This is a genomic window from Pseudomonas sp. NPDC089758, assembly GCF_044748705.1.
Classification (GTDB): Bacteria; Pseudomonadota; Gammaproteobacteria; order Pseudomonadales; family Pseudomonadaceae; genus Aquipseudomonas; species Aquipseudomonas putida_X.
On sequence record NZ_JBIVGN010000019.1, the window covers coordinates 24,656 to 40,960 of the forward strand.

Consider the following 16,305-nt stretch of genomic DNA (forward strand, 5'->3'; position numbering starts at 1 on the left):
CATCACACCCAGGGCACACACCCCATGACCCGTTCTCCCCTGCGCCGCCTGATCTTCGGCGCTCTGCGTCGCCTGTTGTACCTGTGGGTGCGCTCCGAGACCATCAACCAGTCCGCCATGAGCCTGCAGCTCGACCGCAGCCGCCCGGTGTTCTATGCCCTGCCCTCGCCATCGCTCACCGACCTGGCCGTACTCGACCATGAGTGCACCAAGGCGGGGCTGCCGCGCCCGGTACTGCCGGTAGCGGTGGGCACGCTGCACGAGCCGGCCGGGTTCTTCTACCTCACGCCCGACCCGGACTGGCTCGGCCGCCACGACAAGCGCGGCGCGCCCCCCACCCTTGAGCGGGTGATTGCAGCAGTCAGCCAGCATGCCGAAGAAGACGCACAGATCATCCCGGTCAGTGTGTTCTGGGGCCAGACGCCTGCCAGCGAATCGAGCCCGTGGAAATTGCTCTTCGCTGACAGTTGGGCGGTAACCGGGCGCCTGCGCCGGCTGCTGACCATCCTGATACTGGGGCGCAAGACCCGCGTGCAGTTCTCGGCGCCTATCCAGGTGCGTGAACTGGTGCAGCACAACAAAGGCCATGAACGCACCGTGCGCATGGCCCAACGCCTGATGCGCGTGCACTTTCGCAACCTCAAGACCGCAGTGATCGGCCCGGACATCTCGCACCGGCGCAATCTGGTCAAAGGCCTGGTCCACGCGCCACTGGTACGCCAGGCCATCAGCGAACAAGCCCAACGGGAAAACATTCCCCAGGCCAAGGCTGAAGCTCAGGCCCTGCGCTACGGCAACGAGATCGCCTCGGACTACACCTACACCGCGATCCGCTTTCTGGAAGTGGTGCTCAGCTGGTTCTGGAACAAGATCTACGACGGTATCAAGGTCAACCACATCGAGCAGGTGCAGGGCATCGCACCGGGCCACGAAGTCATCTATGTACCGTGCCATCGCAGCCACATCGACTACCTGCTGCTGTCGTACCTGCTGTTTCGCAACGGCCTGACGCCACCGCACATCGCGGCCGGCATCAACCTCAACATGCCAGTGATCGGCGGCCTGCTGCGCCGCGGCGGCGCCTTCTTCATGCGCCGCACCTTCAAGGGCAACCCGCTGTACACCGCAGTGTTCAACGAATACCTGCACACCCTGTTCACCAAGGGGTTCCCGGTCGAGTACTTCGTCGAGGGCGGGCGCTCGCGCACCGGGCGCATGCTGCAACCACGCACGGGGATGCTGGCGATCACCTTACGCAGCTTCCTGCGCTCATCGCGCACACCGATCGTCTTCGTGCCGGTGTACATCGGCTACGAACGGGTCCTGGAAGGCCGCACCTACCTGGGTGAGCTGCGTGGCGCCAGCAAGAAGAAGGAGTCGATCTTCGACATCTTCAAGGTCATCGGCGCGCTGAAGCAGCGTTTCGGTCAGGTCTACGTCAACTTCGGCGAACCCATTCGCCTGGCAGGCTTTCTCGACCAACAGCAACCCGGCTGGCGTGAGCAGGCACTTGGCCCGCAGTTCCGTCCCGCCTGGCTGAACGAGACCACCACCCGCCTGGGTGAAACCGTGGCCCGCCACCTCAACGAGGCTGCAGCGGTCAACCCGGTCAACCTGGTGGCCCTGGCGTTGCTCTCCACCAGCCGCCTGGCACTGGACGAAAGTGCCCTGACCCGGGTGCTGGACCTGTACCTGGCCCTGTTGCGCAAGGTCCCCTATTCGCAGCACACCACCCTGCCCGAGGGTGACGGCCAGGCGCTGATCGAGCACGTCAGGGGCATGAACCTGCTGGCGGAGCAGAAAGACGCCCTGGGCCGCATCCTCTACCTGGATGAGGCCAATGCGGTGCTGATGACTTATTACCGCAACAACGTCCTGCACATCTTTGCCTTGCCGGCGTTACTGGCAAGCTTCTTCCACAGCAGCTCACGGATGAACCGTGACCTGCTCGGGCAGTATGTACACGCGTTGTATCCGTACCTGCAGGCCGAGCTGTTCCTGCGCTGGTCACCCGAGCAACTGGACGAGGTGATCGACCAGTGGCTAGCCGCGTTGGTCGAACAGGGGCTGCTACGCCAGGAGCAAGACAGCTACATTCGCCCTGCTCCGAGTTCGCGCCAATTCGTCCTGCTGACCCTGCTGGCCCGCTCCATCACCCAGACCTTGCAACGTTTCTACATGGCCACTTCGCTGCTGCTCAACAGTGGGCAGAACACCCTCAGCGCGGAAGAACTCGAAGACCTGTGCGTGATGATGGCTCAACGCCTGTCGATCCTGCACGGTCTCAATGCCCCGGAGTTCTTCGACAAGACCCTGTTCCGCCACTTCATCCAGACCCTGGTCGAGCAGGGCGTGTTGCGCCCGGACGGCAATGGCAAGCTGGGCTATCACGACAAGCTGGGAGAGCTGGCCGAGGGCGTGGCCAAGCGCGTGCTGTCAGCCGAGCTGCGCCTGTCGATCCGCCAGGTGGCGCTGCACCGTGATGAGCCGGCGGACATCGTGCAGGGGTAGATTTTCAGCCTGCGCCCGGTCCTTGAAAGGGATCAACATCGATTCGCTGCACCCCACATCCCTTTCAAGGACTATCAATATGCCTCAGATCAAATCGGTGACCGTCGAAATCACCTGCTCGGACTCCACCACCCCGCCGGCGGCAGCCCTCGTCAGATTGAGCTTGGCTGATGTTTCGCTAGCCGATGCCCCGTCCACCCCTGTTACCGAACTCGCTCTGCGCTGGGGAAGCGGCTTTCCGATCACCCTGCCGCTGCCCTTTGACTGGAGCCAGATCAACCAGAAACACGAATATGCCATCGGTGCGCGCATCGAGAATGATGGGCAACTGGTGTACATCAACACCACGAACTACACGCTGAAACCAGGCGTAGGCACCTATCAGGTTGAGGTCGAGAAGGTCCATTCGGTCACTGAAGGTCTCCACGGCGGCAACCTCATGGGTTGACCACCTGCCCTGGAAAATCCGTTAAAGTCCTTGGGGCTGGCCACAAGCCAACCCCAAGGACTACGGAGATTCCATGAAAAAGCTCGTAATGCTGTGGTGCGCATCCCTGCTCGCAGCCTGTTCCACCCACACCCCGCCGCCCCAGGCCAGCCTGGATGGCGAAGTCTTCTACCTTCAGCGCATCGCCCTGCCGCCCGCGGCCACCTTGAGCGTGGAACTGCAGGACGTATCGCTGATGGACGCCCCCGCCGTCACCCTGGCGCGCCAGGCCGGCCCGGTCAAAGGCAACGTGCCGCTGCCGTTCCACCTCACCTACGACCCCGCCCAAGTCAAGCCCGGCCACCGCTACGCGATCAGCGCGCGCATCGAACTGGGCGGCAAGCTGCTGTTCATCAACACCGAACACCACGGCGTCGAGCTCGATGGCAGCGACGCCCAGCCGGTACGGATCAAAGTCGATCCCGTACGCTGACATCCGCCTACTTCTGTTGAAAGGAACCCTTTCATGATTCGCTCCTCCCTGCGCTTCACCGCCCTGTGCGCCGGCCTGCTGCTGTCCGCCAGCGCCCTGGCCCTGTCACTGGGCGACCTGACCCAGAAGGACGCCACCGGCGGCCTGAAAGATGCGCTCACCCAAGGTGCACAGGTCGCCGTCAAGCAATTGAGTACCCCCGGTGGTTTCAGCAACAACCCGGATGTACGCATCGAACTGCCAGGCAACCTCGGCAAGGCCGCCAAGGCCATGAAGATGTTCGGCAAAGGTGACCAGGTCACGGCCCTGGAAGACAGCATGAACAAGGCCGCGGAAGCGGCGGTGCCGCAAGCCCAGGCGATCCTGGTCGATGCGGTGAAGAACATGAGCGTGACCGATGCCAAGGGCATCCTCAGCGGGGGCGATGATTCGGCCACCCAGTATCTGAACAAGAGCAGCCGCGAGAAGATCCGCGCCAAGTTCCTGCCCATCGTCAAGGCGGCGACCGACAAGGTGGGCGTGGTTCAACAGTACAACGCCTTTGCCGGCCAGGCGTCAGCCCTGGGCCTGGGCGATGCCAAGAGTGCCAATGTCGAGAGCTATGTGACCGAAAAAGCCCTAGACGGCCTGTTCGAAATGATCGCTAAACAAGAACAGAGCATTCGCCAGAACCCCGCACAGGCAGCTACCAGCCTGGCCAAGAAGGTATTTGGCGCCCTGTGACCCGCGAAGGGAGGGCTATGCCCTCCCCCGCAGCCTTCAGCCCTTCTTCACCCTGAACCACGCCGCATACAGGGCCGGCAGGAACAACAGGGTCAGCACCGTGGCAACGATCAACCCGCCCATGATCGCCACCGCCATCGGCCCGTAGAACACGCTGCGCGACAGCGGGATCATCGCCAGCACTGCCGCCAGCGCCGTCAGCACGATCGGCCGGAAGCGCCGCACCGTGGCCTCGATGATGGCCTGCCAACGGTCCAGCCCCGAAGCGATGTCCTGTTCGATCTGGTCAACCAGGATCACCGAGTTGCGCATGATCATGCCCGCCAGGGCAATGGTGCCAAGCATGGCGACGAAGCCGAACGGCTGGCGGAACACCAGCAGGAACAAGGTCACGCCGATCAGCCCCAGTGGCGCCGTGAGGAACACCATCACCGTGCGCGAGAAGCTGCGCAGCTGGATCATCAACAAGCTGAGCACCACGACGATGAACAGCGGCATGCCGGCGTTCACCGACTTCTGCCCGCGCTCGGAGTCCTCGACGGTGCCGCCCACTTCCAGCAGGTAGCCATCCGGCAGCTTGTCTTTGATTGCCTGCAAGGTCGGGGCAATCTGCTTGACCAGGGTCGCCGGCTGCTCCTTGTCATAGATGTCGCCGCGTACCGTCACCGTCGGCAAGCGGTTACGGTGCCAGATGATGCCTTCCTCGAAGCCATAGTCCAGGGTCGCTACCTGCGACAGCGCCACGCTCTGGCCGTTGTCGGTGGGCAACGCCAGGCTGCCGAGGTTGCCCAGTTCGCCACGCTCCTTCTGCGTGCCACGCAGGAGAATTTCGATCAGCTCGTTGTCCTCCCGGTACTGGCTCACCGTGGTGCCGGTGAGCGAGCTGCGCAGGAAGCTCGACAGGTGCGCGGTACTTACGCCAAGTGCACGCGCACGGTCCTGGTCGATCGCCAGGAACACCGCCTTGCTTGGCTCTTCCCAGTCCAGGTGCACGTTCACCACATGGGGGTTTTCACGCACCTTGTCCGCCACCTCACGGGCCAGGGCGCGCACCTTCTCGATATGCTCGCCCGTGACCCTGAACTGCACCGGGTAGCCCACGGGCGGGCCGTTTTCCAGGCGGGTGACGCGGGCGCGCAGGTCGGGGAACTGCTGGTCCACCGTGTCGATCAGCCAACTGCGCAAGCGCTCGCGCTCCTCCAGGGACGTGGCCAGCACGACGAACTGGGCAAAGCTGGCGGCGGGCAGTTGCTGGTCCAATGGCAGATAAAAACGCGGCGACCCGGTGCCTACGTAGGCCACATAGTTGTCGATACCATCCTGCTGTTTGAGCAGGGCCTCAAGCTGCTTGACCCGCTCGGCGGTATTGCCCAGCGACGCGCCCTCGGCCAGTTTGAGGTCGACCATCAGTTCTGGGCGACCGGACGCCGGGAAGAACTGCTGCGGCACGAAGCGGAACAACGCAATGCTGCCGACAAAGGCTGCGATGGTCAGCAGGATCACCGTCTTGCGCCGCCGCACGCACCACTCCACTACACGTCGCACACGCTGGTAGAACGCTGTGGCATAGGGGTCCGGCGCTTGCCCGTTACCGTCATGACGGGCGGCATGCAGCTTGGCCAGGTCCGGCAGCAACCGCTCGCCCAGGTAAGGCACGAACACCACGGCCACCACCCACGAGGTGAGCAGCGCAATGGTCACCACCTGGAAGATAGAGCGGGTGTACTCACCCGTACTGGACGCTGCGGTGGCAATCGGCAGAAAGCCGGCAGCGGTAATCAGCGTACCGGTCAGCATCGGAAAAGCCGTGCTGGTCCAGGCATAACTGGCAGCCTTGAACCGGTCGAAGCCCTGCTCCATCTTGATCGCCATCATTTCCACGGCAATGATCGCGTCGTCCACCAGCAGGCCCAGGGCCAGCACCAGCGCCCCCAGCGAGATCTTGTGCAGGCCGATACCGAAATAGTGCATGGCGGCAAACGTCATCGCCAGCACCAGGGGTATAGCCAGGGCCACCACCAAGCCGGTACGCAGCCCAAGCGAGAAGAAGCTCACCAACAGCACGATGACCAGCGCCTCGACCAGCACCTGGACGAACTCGCCCACGCCCGCCTTGACCGCAGCCGGCTGATCGGAGACTTTGCGCAGCTGCATCCCGGCCGGCAGGTTGCGCGCCAAGCGTTCGAACTCACCTTCCAGTGCCTTGCCCAGCACCAGGATGTCGCCGCCATCCTTCATCGACACGGCCAGGCCGATCGCGTCTTCACCCATGAAGCGCATGCGCGGCGCGGGAGGGTCATTGAAGCCCCGGTACACCTCGGCGACATCGCCGATACGGAAGGTACGATCCCCTACCCGGATGGGGAACTGGCGAATCAGCTCGACGCTGTCGAACTGGCCACTGACGCGCAGTTGCAGACGCTCGCTGGGGGTTTCGAAAAAGCCCGCGGTGCTCACCGCGTTCTGCTCTCGCAGCGCTTGCTGCACGGCCTCCAGCGGCACGCCCAGGGTGGCCAGCTTGAGGTTGGACAGCTCGATCCAGATTTTCTCGTCCTGCAGGCCGATCAGTTCGACCTTGCCCACGTCCTTGACACGTTGCAACTGGATCTGGATGCGATCTGCATAGTCCTTGAGCACGGCGTAGTCAATGCCGCTACCGGTGAGCGCATAAATATTGCCGAAGGTGGTACCGAACTCGTCATTGAAGAACGGCCCCTGGATTTCCGGGGGCAGGGTGTGGCGGATATCCGCGACCTTCTTGCGGATCTGGTACCACAGCTCGGGAATGTCCTTGGAATGCAGCGAGTCCCGGGCCATGAAGGTCACCTGCGATTCGCCGGGGCGCGAGAACGAGACGATCCTCTCGTACTCGCCGGTTTCCATCAGCTTCTTCTCGATGCGCTCGGTCACCTGGCGCGACACTTCCTCGGCCGTTGCCCCCGGCCACAGGGTACGGATGACCATGGCCTTGAACGTAAAGGGCGGATCCTCGCTCTGCCCCAGCTTGGTGTAAGACATGGCGCCAATGGCAGCCAGCAGGATCATCAGGAACAGTACGATCTGGCGATTGCGCAGCGCCCAGGCGGAAAGGTTGAAACCCATCGGGACTTACTCCTTGGCCGTCAGGTTCACCACACGGTTGGTACGGTCCACCGGCCGCACCTCCTGCCCCTCGCGCAGCACGTGGCCGCCGGCGGCCACCACCCAGTCGCCAGGGTTCAGGCCTTCGAGTACGGGAACAGTGTCACTGCCATAAGGCCCCAGGCGCACGGCGGCACGCTCCAGGCGACGGTCCTGGTTGACCCGCCAGACGTATGCCTGACCGTTTTCCGCGGTGACCGCCGAGAGAGGTACAGCCAGTGGGATCAGCCCGTCATGGGCAATGTATACCCGTGCGCTCTGCCCAAGGTCGGCAGGCACCTTGGCCGAGTTGAAGGCGATGCGTGCGGCGAAGGTACGTGAACGGGGGTCGGCTGCAGGCGACAACTCCCGGATACGGCCCTCAAAGCGCTCATTGCCCCGCGACCACAGCTCGACACTGACCTGCTGGCCAACGGCGAAGCGGGCGAACTGCTGCTCCGGCACGCCGATGACGACTTCGCGCTCACCGTCGGCCGCCAGTGTGAATACCGTCTGCCCGGCAGCCACCACCTGGCCGACCTCGACCTGACGCTTGGCGATCACGCCGGCCTGGGGCGCCCGCAACACGGCGTAGCCGGCCTGGTTGCCAGCCACGTCGAATTCGGCTTTGGCCTGCTTGAGGCGCGCGAGCCCGGCCCGGTAGAGGTTCTCGGCGTTGTCGTACAGGGAATGGCTGACCATCTGCCGGTCCAGCAACTTGCGGTAGCGGTCACGCTCGGCGCGGACCAGCGCCAGGTTTGCCTCGGCGGCCGCCAACTGGGCACGGTTGGCCTCAAGTTGCAGGCGCACATCCTGGGGGTCGAGCTCTGCCAGTGGCTGATCGGCCTTTACCCGCTGCCCCTCCTCGACCAGGCGTTTGCTGACCTTGCCAGCGATGCGGAACGCCAGCTCCGGCTCGAAACGCGCTCGCACCTCGCCAGGGTAGCTGTCGGCTGAGGCTTGGGCTGGCTGCGGCTGGACCACCAGCGCTGGGCGAGGGGCAGTGGGCGGGGCGGCTTGCTGCCCGCAGGCGGCCAGCAACAACGCGGCAGCGGCAGGCAGAGCGAGGCACAAGGCATGACGCAACATGATGAATCCTTTCGCGACGAGCGCATCGAATATTTATACTGTCGAGTATATTAAATCAGGGAACCGAAGCCGGGAAGCCAGCGTCGGAAAGAAAATCAGCGCTAAGGATGGGCCATTCCCTGAAGCCGGAAGGCAACCGAGCCGGTAAGATGGGGGCCCTTTCAACCAGACACGGACTCCAATGCCCAACGACGCACCCATCGGCCCAGGTCGCCCCAAGGACCTTGCCAAGCGCGAGGCGATCCTCGAAGCGGCCAAGACGCTGTTCCTCAGCCTCGGCTATGCCAACACCAGCATGGATGCGGTCGCTGCGGCGGCAGGTGTTTCAAAGCTCACCGTGTACAGCCACTTCACCGACAAGCAGACCCTGTTCTGCTCGGCGGTCATGGCCACCTGCCAGATCCAGTTGCCTGATCTGCTGTTCGAGTACCCCGATGGCGTCGCGCTGGAAGAAGTGCTACTGACCATTGCCCGCGGCTTCCAGGCGTTGATCAGCAGTGATGAAGCGGTAAAACTCAGCCGCCTGATCATGGCCCAGGGCAGCCAGGACCCCGGTTTTGGCGAGTACTTCTACGAAGCTGGCCCGAAACGGGTGCTGGCGGGCATGGAGGGGTTGCTGCGCGAGGTCGCCGAGCGCGACCTGTTGCGCATAGACAATCCGTTGCGCGCGGCCGAGCACTTCTTCTGCCTGGTCAAAGGTGCGCCCGATTACCGGCTGCTGCTGGGGTGTGCGGGACCATTGGAGGGAGGTGAGGCCGAGGCGCATGTGCGCGAGGTGGTGGGGGTGTTTATGCGGGCGTTTCGGCCCTGAGAAGCTCAACGCCTATACAGGCAGGTACGCCAGGAGGCCAGCGACTTTCGTAAACAGTCACGAAATTAGCCGACCTACTGGATACCTGAAAACTTCGACAATTCAATCGATTCTAACTTTTAGTGAGCTTAACCCACTAAAGATCTGATTTTATCCCGCAATCTGTCTGCCAAGCGCATATCCGTGGTTGAACCGCCGTGGGCCGTTTGCTCATGAAGCATATCCAATTCTCTGATAAGGACTTCAAGTGAGGCCTTTTGGCCAACGCTATTCTGCCCCGCCAAGCTCTGGGGCTGCACAGAGTCGTCTACCTTCGCGACGGTCGGGAAAGACACACGACTCCTTAAGTCCCGACCCTGGCTAGGCAAGACTCTGGCCGCTTCGAAATTGCGGCGCAACTTAGCCAACTGAGCAACATATTTGGCATCAACTACAACATCCCAGATTCGCTCCTCCGATTTAGGCGTAACACCTACGCGCTGGCCTTTTTCTATCGCACCACGGGCACTCGCCGCACCAGGTCTTATAACCGTTGGTACTTTCGGTTTAACGCCGAACACTCTCCTGAAGAACTTCCCGATCCCCCAAAAATGCCCAGTCGGATCAGAACGGTTAACGGGGTCTCCTGCACAATAGGCATATGCATTCAGCCCCCCGGCCCCAAACGGACTCCAACTGTCCGGACTACAGAACCGCATCATTCCGATGCTAAACTGCCTGTAGCCATTTCCCAGAAGATAATTGCCAGTCACGGGTTCCACACGCTCACCGTTAAAAGCGAGTAAAGAGGGTACACCAGCGCCTCGCCTGAGCTGCCCGTAGGGCGAGTAGGTCTGCTGCACCCGGCGACCCACTTCATGTAGTGAAAACACTGAGTGCTTTTGATCGCACATCACCAACGCGCTGGAGCCGCTGGAGCCGGTCGTATTCACGTTCTTTAACGCCAGTAAACGCCCCTCGGCCTGAGAGACACGCCAATGCCGCTGATTATTGATCTCGGTAGACAGGAGGTCTTTGCAGTAGAAAATCCTGGTGCCCTGCTGCCGGGAATTAGGTACTGAGATCATGAGCTTCAACCGTGGTCTGAAAGGCGTGTTGAATATGGTCAGCCCCGTGACGCTTCTTCACAACTGTTAGATCTGATAGGGCAGCTCTGGATCGGTGTCTGGTTTTCGGACAAACGTGCGAGGAGGGCCATATAAGCGATTAAGAACTCAGGCCTTCAACGCCTTCTTCGGATAAATGTCATACCGGCTCGACTTGCCTTCGAGGCTATGACTCGGCTTGGGCCCGTCGATGATCGGTGCCTTGCGCGGCCGCTTCACCACCACCCGGTGGCTGGCCAACGCCAGCGCGGCTTCGAGCAAAGCCGGGGCGTCCAGGTCATCGCCCACCAATGGCCGAAACACGCGCATTTCCTTTTTCACCAAGGCGCTCTTGTCCCGGTGCGGGAACATGGGGTCAAGGTAGATCACCTGCGGCGCCTCCCCTTCCCAGTCGCGCATACGCTCGATGGCGTTGCCCGTCAGCAAGCGCATGCGGCCGACGATGGGCCCCACCTCGTCATCCGACCGGGCTCGCGTCAGGCCGTCTTCCAGCAAGGCCGCGATCAGCGGCTGGCGCTCGATCAGGGTCATCTGGCAACCCAGGCTGGCCAGCACGAACGCGTCCTTGCCCAAACCTGCCGTGGCATCGAGCACTTGCGGCCGCACGCCCTGCGCGATGCCCACGGCCTTGGCGATCATCTGCCCGTTACCACCGCCGAACTGGCGCCGATGCGCTGCCTGGCCTTCGACGAAGTCCACCCGCACCGGCCCGGGCGCCTGCGGGCCCAACTGCTGGATCTGCAAGCCATCGGCGCCTACCTGCACAGCGAAACCGGCCGCATCGTCCTGCAGCGGCAGGCCCAGGCGCTCGGCCCATGCCGTCGCCTGGTGCGCATACTCAGCCGACATCGCTTCGACTCTGATACCCGTGCCTTGCTCTTCCATCATCCACACCTGAAAATTCAACCCAAGCCCTTAATGAATCGGCACCCTCGGCCGATACAGGCAATATCCCGCTATTCTGCCAGAGCACAACGCGCACGACTGCCATGACAGATACTCTTCCCATCGGCTTGACCTACCTGTCGCCCGTCGGCAACTACGGTCGGCAGAATACCCAGGCACTGGGAGGCGTCAGCCACCTGTGGCAGGATTTCTTTGCCCGCGCCATGGCCGAACAGCAAGGGGATGAGGCAGACAGCAGCCATCAGGCGCTGGTGCAGTATGACACCGTCAGCGGCGAGCCGATTGGCGGAGCCAGGGCCCTGGCCCTGATCGATGCCCAACGCGCCTGCCCCGTGCACGACACCATCGTTGCGCCACCCGAGCCCCTGTTCCTGCCCAAGGCCGAACTCGAAGCCAGCCTGCTGGAGCCAGCGCCGGAGCCATTCAGCGCCGCCGAGATGATTCAGCAGCAGCGCCAACTGGACATCACCAACAGCTGGCTACGCCCGGTCGTCATCAGCCAGGGGCAGCCGCTTGCCGAGCCAGGCCCTGCACCCTCCCCGCGCCCGCTGCACTTGCCTATCGCCGAGTTCGAGACTGCCCTGCTCGACCCCGCGCCGGAGCCTTTCGACGCCGCGACCATGGCCAAGCAGCAGAACGACCTGGAGTTCGACATCCATTGGGCACGGCCGGTCGTGCTGAACAACGTTCGCGTTCACGCCTGATGTCAACGGCAGACCTGCCACACGCCCATGTCCAGGTGAAAGTGATTGCGGTGAGCGGCATTGTATTCCGGCCCCAGCACCGTGCTGAAACTCTTGCAGGCCGCTTGCTGTACCTGCCGCAGGAAGGCCGCCTTTTGTCCACCTGCCTGCCAGTCCCGCGCCAGCACGATCCGCTGCCCATCTTGTAGACGAAAGCCGCTGATATCCAGCGCATTGGCCGTGGCGTGCTGACTGAGCCGGCCTTGCTTGCGGTGATAGACATTGCGGCAGGCAAAGCTGCCCAGATGATCGACCTGCGCCACCGGCTGGCCGAACACCTGCTGCGCGGCAGGTTGCAAGCCATGCTTCTCGAACAGCGCATAGGCCACCGCCAACGGGCAACTGGCCAGAAAACTGCTGCTCAACCGCGCCTGGCCTCTTTCTATCCGCCAGACGTTTTGCAATGGGCAATTGGCCGATGCCGGGCTATCGGCCTGCGCCCGATAGCGCAGGCTGGTGGTGGCCAACGCTTGGCGGCACAGCTGAGGGTCATCGCGCAGACGCGAAAGCTTGTAAGGCGTCAGCAAGTTCGGCGGCTGACCAACGTCCAGTGCTGCCCACGGATCCCAAGCCTGGGGCAGGCGCCAACCCAGCTGCCATAAAACGCCAGCTACCAGCAGCAGCCCGCACAGCAGCACCAATGCGCGCACCGCGCTTCAGCGCCGGAACAGGTCGTTGAGCTGGGCGAACGGCAGCGCCTGCTCACCGTAGCTGAACGTGCCCTGGTCACGAATTTCCAATGCCGCGCGGTGGACCGCACCGAGCGCTGCACGCGCCAGTGAAGAGCCCACGCTGATGCGGCGTACGCCCAAGTCCTGCAGCTGATTGACGCTCAATGGCACACCCGCCAGCCCCATCAGCACATTGACAGGTTTCGGCGCTACGGCCTGCACCACCGCGCGAATTTCTTCGGCAGTGCGCAAACCCGGCGCATAGAGCACGTCGGCGCCCGCTTCGGCGTAAGCCTGCAGGCGCAGGATGGTGTCATCCAGATCCATACGCCCGTGCAGCAGGTTTTCCGCGCGAGCGCAAAGCATGAAGGGGAATGGCAGGCTGCGCGCCGCCTGCACTGCAGCCCTCACCCGCTCCACCGCCAGGCCCAGGTCATAGATCGGCGCGTCGCGGCGCCCACTGGCATCCTCGATCGAGCCGCCGACCAACCCTGCTTCGGCGGCTCGCAAGATGGCGTGGGCACAGTCGTCCGGCAGGTCACCAAAACCATTTTCCAGGTCGGCGGCAACTGGCAAGGCAGTGGCATCGACGATCATCCCGGCGTTGCCAAGGGTTTCCTCCAGGCTCAGCGCCGCCTCGGCATCCGCTCGGCCAAGGCTGAAGGCAAGGCCTGCACTGGTGGTAGCCAGGGCCTCGAAACCGAGGTCTGCCAGTAGCTTGGCGGAGCCGGCATCCCAAGGGTTGGGGATGACGAACGCCCCATCGCGCTCGTGCAGGGCTTTGAAGGCTTCGGCACGCAGGGTTTGTACATCCATGGTCACAACCTCCTACTGGTCGGTGAGGGTCAAAGTAGCCCCAGTTGTTCGACCTCCGGGGCCCGTGGCAATTCCCACAACGCCGCCAGCCCCGGCAGCCGCGCCATCAGCCGCTGATGAAAACGCTGGGCCAGCGCGGCGGCCAGGCGGTTGTCTGAGGTGTGCAGGAAGATGTAAGGGCTACGGCCTTCCTCGATCCAGCTGGCGACCTTTTCAACCCATGGCGAAAGGAACGCTTCATTGGCCTCGAGCACAGGGTGACCGATAAAACGGACCTGTGGGTGCTGGCTGAACGCGGCGGGGCGCGGCGGAACCTTGGGCTTCTTGGCTTGCGCATCGAGCACGGCGGCTTCACGCGAGGTACAGCTGAACAATGCACGCGGGTCCAGGCAGATACGCTCAACACCGCGCTCGTTAAGCAAACGGTTGAGCAGGCGCTCCTCTTCACCCTTGGCGAAAAAAGCCTGATTACGCACTTCCACCGCCACAGGCACACCGATCTGATCGAGAAACTGCCCCAGCTCAGCCAGCCGGGCCGGGCCGAACTGCGCCGGCAATTGCAACCAGTACGGTGACACCCGCTGGCCGAGGGGCGCCAGCAGCCGGGTGAAGTCCAATGCTGCTTCCAGTCGCTCGCGCAGGTCGCCTTCATGGCTGACATCGCGGGGGAATTTGGCAGTGAAACGAAAGTGCGCGGGCATGACCTGCGCCCAACGCTCGACAGTGCTCGGCGCTGGGCGGGCATAGAACGTGGTGTTGCCCTCGACCGCATTGAGCACCTGGCTGTAAAGGCCAAGAAACTCGCCGGTGCGGGCGTCAGCGGGATACAGGTAGTCGCGCCAGGCGCTTTCGCTCCAAGACGGGCAACCCAGGAAATAAGGCAGGTGGGATGAACTCATCCCTCAAATGTACAGGTCCAGCCCCAGCACTTCCATGTCCCAATCGGTATAGCCGGCAGTACTGAGGTAGCTGGCCAGCGCGGTCGCCGTGCGGCGGTCCCGCGCCCGTGGGAACACCATGTCCTGCTGGCGGGCCGGCAGGCCAGCGGGGCGACGGCGCGGCGCCGCTTCCTGAGCGGCATCGCCCTCTTCGATGAGTTCGGCATCGTCGATGCTCTCATCGCGCACCGGCGCTTTACGCGGCGCGCGTTTTACCGGATAGGACTGCGATGAGAAACCGTCGATACGCATGATGAGCACTCAGGACCAATGATGGCAATTTAGCAGCATCAGTGTTCCGTCGCTAATGCCCTAGTGATAACTGGACCACAGTTTGCACCAAAGGTTTTATCGACAAGCGCGATAACCGACGGACAGCTTTCAGCGGGCTTTGGGCGTAGCGACATTATCGCGCAGGTAAACCGGTTGCGCCTGATCGGCGACGATTGCCTCGCCCCGTGCCCAGGCGAAGCTGGCCAGGCTGAGGATGTCCAGCGCATTGGGCAATGCCGCCGGGTTGCTGGCACTGGCCTGCACGGCCAGACGCTCGGCATAGCCCCAGCCGGTACCGGCACCGTACCAATCGCCGCTGCTGCCCTCTGGCAACGCCACACGCTCCGGTGGCAGCACCGCTTCCAGGCCTTGCAGGCGCATCTCGCCACCCACCGCCTGATAGCAACCCCAGTACACCTCATCCATGCGCGCATCGATGGCCGCCGCTACCTGCTGCGCGCCATGCTCGCGCAAGGCCCCCTGAGCCAGCGCGGCCAGGTTGGACACTGGCAGGACTGGGCGCTCCAGCGCGAAAGCCAGGCCTTGCACCACGCCGATGGCGATCCGCACGCCGGTGAAGGCGCCGGGGCCACGGCCGAAGGCAATGGCATCGAGGGCATTGAGCGCCACGCCGGAATCATTCAGCAGCTGCTTGATCATCGGCAGGAGCTTCTGCGCGTGCATGCGCGGGATCACCTCGTAATGGCTGGTTACCTTGCCGTCATGCAGCAGCGCGACGGAACAGGCTTCAGTGGCGGTATCCAGGGCCAGCAGGGTGGTCATCGAACGGGTATCCAGGAGCAAGTGAAAAGAGCGGCAGTATAGACGACAACGGCCCGCAAGCGGGCCGTCGTGACGCACGGTGATGGATCAGCTCAGGGCTGCCAGCACTTTGGCGGTAATGTCCTCTACCGAACCCACGCCTTCGATGTGGATGTACTTGGGCTTGCCAGCGTTGGCGGCCGACAGCTTCTGGTAGAAGTCCACCAGCGGTTTGGTCTGGTTGTGGTAGACCGACAGGCGATGACGCACGGTTTCTTCCTTGTCATCGGCGCGCTGAATCAAGTCTTCGCCGGTGTCGTCGTCCTTGCCTTCCACTTTCGGCGGGTTGTACCGAACGTGGTAGGTACGGCCCGAGGCCAGGTGCACGCGGCGGCCCGCCATGCGGCCGACGATCTCTTCGTCGTCGACGGCGATCTCGACCACTGCATCGATGTCGACACCGGCAGCGACCATGGCTTCAGCCTGTGGAATGGTGCGTGGGAAACCGTCGAACAGGCAGCCGTTGGCGCAGTCTGGCTGGGCGATGCGCTCCTTGACCAGGCTGATGATCAGCTCGTCGGAGACCAGCTGGCCGGCGTCCATGACTTTCTTGAGCTCCAGACCCAGCGGGGTACCGGCCTTGACGGCAGCACGCAGCATGTCACCGGTGGAGATCTGTGGGATATCGAACTTTTTGGTGATGAACTTTGCCTGAGTACCTTTACCGGCCCCGGGAGCTCCCAGCAGAATTACGCGCATCTCGTGCTCCTCAAATTTTTTTATGAAATTCAATGGATTCGGCAACCAGGGCCAAGTCCGGAAAATCGGGTATGACCATAAATCGGTCAGAAGGCTGCTCAAGATACACAGCGCCCGTCAGCCAGACAAGCGTGCAAAAGTTGCAGGAATGGGTCCT

General features: G+C 62.8%; 16 protein-coding genes. 6 read left to right on the forward strand and 10 right to left on the reverse strand.

Going from position 1 to position 16,305, the window contains the following annotated elements; all coding sequences use genetic code 11:
- Positions 1-24: 24 nt before the first annotated feature.
- From plsB to ACIPZH_RS21970, 4 genes are all read left to right on the forward strand, one after another.
- Positions 25-2,511, forward strand: coding sequence for a glycerol-3-phosphate 1-O-acyltransferase PlsB (plsB, locus tag ACIPZH_RS21955; RefSeq protein WP_400637823.1), 2,487 nt, complete (start codon positions 25-27; stop codon positions 2,509-2,511).
- Positions 2,512-2,590: 79 nt separating this feature from the next.
- On the forward strand, positions 2,591-2,959 hold the full coding sequence (locus ACIPZH_RS21960) for a YbaY family lipoprotein (protein WP_400637825.1): 369 nt from the start codon (positions 2,591-2,593) through the stop codon (positions 2,957-2,959).
- A 73-nt stretch (positions 2,960-3,032) separates the two neighbouring features.
- A complete protein-coding gene (locus ACIPZH_RS21965; RefSeq protein WP_400637826.1) occupies positions 3,033-3,431 on the forward strand; it encodes a YbaY family lipoprotein in 399 nt (132 codons plus the stop codon).
- A gap of 33 nt (positions 3,432-3,464) precedes the next feature.
- Positions 3,465-4,154, forward strand: coding sequence for a DUF4197 domain-containing protein (locus ACIPZH_RS21970; RefSeq protein ID WP_267818257.1), 690 nt, complete (start codon positions 3,465-3,467; stop codon positions 4,152-4,154).
- A gap of 36 nt (positions 4,155-4,190) precedes the next feature.
- Here the strand turns inward: ACIPZH_RS21970 and ACIPZH_RS21975 are convergent, their stop codons facing one another.
- Positions 4,191-7,256, reverse strand: a complete 3,066-nt coding sequence (locus ACIPZH_RS21975) for an efflux RND transporter permease subunit (RefSeq protein ID WP_400637827.1) — start codon at positions 7,254-7,256, stop codon at positions 4,191-4,193.
- Between the two features lie 6 nt (positions 7,257-7,262).
- Entirely contained in the window at positions 7,263-8,363 is a 1,101-nt protein-coding gene (locus ACIPZH_RS21980; protein ID WP_400637828.1) for an efflux RND transporter periplasmic adaptor subunit, read from the reverse strand.
- A gap of 181 nt (positions 8,364-8,544) precedes the next feature.
- On the opposite strand from ACIPZH_RS21980, the gene ACIPZH_RS21985 reads away from it, so the two are divergent.
- On the forward strand, positions 8,545-9,174 hold the full coding sequence (locus ACIPZH_RS21985) for a TetR/AcrR family transcriptional regulator (RefSeq protein WP_400637829.1): 630 nt from the start codon (positions 8,545-8,547) through the stop codon (positions 9,172-9,174).
- Between the two features lie 128 nt (positions 9,175-9,302).
- On the opposite strand, the gene ACIPZH_RS21990 is transcribed toward ACIPZH_RS21985, so the two are convergent.
- The gene (locus tag ACIPZH_RS21990) at positions 9,303-10,241 is read right to left on the reverse strand and encodes an RHS repeat-associated core domain-containing protein (RefSeq protein WP_400637831.1); all 939 of its coding nucleotides are present in this window, start codon (positions 10,239-10,241) and stop codon (positions 9,303-9,305) included.
- Positions 10,242-10,388: 147 nt separating this feature from the next.
- Positions 10,389-11,165, reverse strand: a complete 777-nt coding sequence (locus ACIPZH_RS21995; protein WP_400637833.1) for a class I SAM-dependent methyltransferase — start codon at positions 11,163-11,165, stop codon at positions 10,389-10,391.
- A gap of 104 nt (positions 11,166-11,269) precedes the next feature.
- On the opposite strand from ACIPZH_RS21995, the gene ACIPZH_RS22000 reads away from it, so the two are divergent.
- A complete protein-coding gene (locus ACIPZH_RS22000; protein WP_400637834.1) occupies positions 11,270-11,890 on the forward strand; it encodes an energy transducer TonB in 621 nt (206 codons plus the stop codon).
- Positions 11,891-11,892: 2 nt separating this feature from the next.
- Here the strand turns inward: ACIPZH_RS22000 and ACIPZH_RS22005 are convergent, their stop codons facing one another.
- The 6 genes from ACIPZH_RS22005 to adk all read right to left on the reverse strand — a co-directional run bounded on the left by ACIPZH_RS22005 (position 11,893) and on the right by adk (position 16,148).
- Complete coding sequence (locus tag ACIPZH_RS22005; RefSeq protein WP_400637835.1) at positions 11,893-12,579, reverse strand: extensin family protein; 687 nt, start codon at positions 12,577-12,579, stop codon at positions 11,893-11,895.
- 6 nt (positions 12,580-12,585) lie between these two features.
- On the reverse strand, positions 12,586-13,416 hold the full coding sequence (locus tag ACIPZH_RS22010; RefSeq protein ID WP_400637837.1) for an oxaloacetate decarboxylase: 831 nt from the start codon (positions 13,414-13,416) through the stop codon (positions 12,586-12,588).
- A 29-nt stretch (positions 13,417-13,445) separates the two neighbouring features.
- Positions 13,446-14,315, reverse strand: coding sequence for a DUF72 domain-containing protein (locus ACIPZH_RS22015; RefSeq protein ID WP_267818272.1), 870 nt, complete (start codon positions 14,313-14,315; stop codon positions 13,446-13,448).
- A 3-nt stretch (positions 14,316-14,318) separates the two neighbouring features.
- Positions 14,319-14,606 (reverse strand): hypothetical protein, encoded by a 288-nt coding sequence (locus ACIPZH_RS22020; RefSeq protein ID WP_400637839.1) that lies wholly within the window; start codon positions 14,604-14,606, stop codon positions 14,319-14,321.
- 129 nt (positions 14,607-14,735) lie between these two features.
- Positions 14,736-15,410: a tRNA (adenosine(37)-N6)-threonylcarbamoyltransferase complex dimerization subunit type 1 TsaB gene (gene tsaB, locus ACIPZH_RS22025; RefSeq protein ID WP_400637840.1), complete on the reverse strand. Its 675-nt coding sequence runs from the start codon at positions 15,408-15,410 to the stop codon at positions 14,736-14,738.
- Positions 15,411-15,497: 87 nt separating this feature from the next.
- The gene (gene adk / locus ACIPZH_RS22030; RefSeq protein ID WP_400637842.1) at positions 15,498-16,148 is read right to left on the reverse strand and encodes an adenylate kinase; all 651 of its coding nucleotides are present in this window, start codon (positions 16,146-16,148) and stop codon (positions 15,498-15,500) included.
- Between the last annotated feature and the right edge of the window lie 157 nt (positions 16,149-16,305).

What these genes read in the sequence shown, in the direction of transcription:
- tsaB (WP_400637840.1), bottom strand. Translation starts at nt 15,410, where the DNA reads ATGACCACCCTGCTGGCCCTGGATACCGCCACTGAAGCCTGTTCCGTC.
- ACIPZH_RS22020 (WP_400637839.1), bottom strand. Translation starts at nt 14,606, where the DNA reads ATGCGTATCGACGGTTTCTCATCGCAGTCCTATCCGGTAAAACGCGCG.
- ACIPZH_RS21995 (WP_400637833.1), bottom strand. Translation starts at nt 11,165, where the DNA reads ATGGAAGAGCAAGGCACGGGTATCAGAGTCGAAGCGATGTCGGCTGAG.
- ACIPZH_RS21970 (WP_267818257.1), top strand. Translation starts at nt 3,465, where the DNA reads ATGATTCGCTCCTCCCTGCGCTTCACCGCCCTGTGCGCCGGCCTGCTG.
- ACIPZH_RS22015 (WP_267818272.1), bottom strand. Translation starts at nt 14,315, where the DNA reads ATGAGTTCATCCCACCTGCCTTATTTCCTGGGTTGCCCGTCTTGGAGC.
- ACIPZH_RS22010 (WP_400637837.1), bottom strand. Translation starts at nt 13,416, where the DNA reads ATGGATGTACAAACCCTGCGTGCCGAAGCCTTCAAAGCCCTGCACGAG.
- ACIPZH_RS21965 (WP_400637826.1), top strand. Translation starts at nt 3,033, where the DNA reads ATGAAAAAGCTCGTAATGCTGTGGTGCGCATCCCTGCTCGCAGCCTGT.
- ACIPZH_RS21980 (WP_400637828.1), bottom strand. Translation starts at nt 8,363, where the DNA reads ATGTTGCGTCATGCCTTGTGCCTCGCTCTGCCTGCCGCTGCCGCGTTG.
- ACIPZH_RS21990 (WP_400637831.1), bottom strand. Translation starts at nt 10,241, where the DNA reads ATGATCTCAGTACCTAATTCCCGGCAGCAGGGCACCAGGATTTTCTAC.
- ACIPZH_RS21975 (WP_400637827.1), bottom strand. Translation starts at nt 7,256, where the DNA reads ATGGGTTTCAACCTTTCCGCCTGGGCGCTGCGCAATCGCCAGATCGTA.
- ACIPZH_RS21985 (WP_400637829.1), top strand. Translation starts at nt 8,545, where the DNA reads ATGCCCAACGACGCACCCATCGGCCCAGGTCGCCCCAAGGACCTTGCC.
- adk (WP_400637842.1), bottom strand. Translation starts at nt 16,148, where the DNA reads ATGCGCGTAATTCTGCTGGGAGCTCCCGGGGCCGGTAAAGGTACTCAG.
- ACIPZH_RS21960 (WP_400637825.1), top strand. Translation starts at nt 2,591, where the DNA reads ATGCCTCAGATCAAATCGGTGACCGTCGAAATCACCTGCTCGGACTCC.
- plsB (WP_400637823.1), top strand. Translation starts at nt 25, where the DNA reads ATGACCCGTTCTCCCCTGCGCCGCCTGATCTTCGGCGCTCTGCGTCGC.
- ACIPZH_RS22000 (WP_400637834.1), top strand. Translation starts at nt 11,270, where the DNA reads ATGACAGATACTCTTCCCATCGGCTTGACCTACCTGTCGCCCGTCGGC.